General features: G+C 54.7%; 3 tRNA genes. All 3 read left to right on the top strand.

What is annotated here, in order from left to right:
* The 3 genes from RG959_RS24790 to RG959_RS24780 all read left to right on the top strand — a co-directional run bounded on the left by RG959_RS24790 (position 1) and on the right by RG959_RS24780 (position 243).
* Positions 1–75, top strand: a tRNA-Asn gene (locus RG959_RS24790).
* 18 nt (positions 76–93) lie between these two features.
* Positions 94–165: transfer RNA gene (locus RG959_RS24785), tRNA-Glu, on the top strand.
* A gap of 6 nt (positions 166–171) precedes the next feature.
* A tRNA-Val gene (locus RG959_RS24780) sits at positions 172–243 on the top strand.

Genomic DNA, 243 nt, shown 5'->3' with positions numbered 1-243 from the left:
TCCGCAGTAGCTCAGTGGTAGAGCAATCGGCTGTTAACCGATCGGTCGCAAGTTCGAGTCTTGCCTGCGGAGCCAATTCAAACAATATAAAATGGCCCCTTGGTCAAGCGGTTAAGACACCGCCCTTTCACGGCGGTAACACGGGTTCGAATCCCGTAGGGGTCATCATTTGGAGGATTAGCTCAGCTGGGAGAGCATCTGCCTTACAAGCAGAGGGTCGGCGGTTCGATCCCGTCATCCTCC

Source organism: Domibacillus sp. 8LH, from assembly GCF_038806185.1.
Taxonomy (GTDB): domain Bacteria; phylum Bacillota; class Bacilli; order Bacillales; family Domibacillaceae; genus Domibacillus; species Domibacillus indicus_A.
The sequence above is the reverse complement of the archived record's forward strand: the minus strand, read 5'-3'. Positions and strand labels throughout refer to the sequence as shown.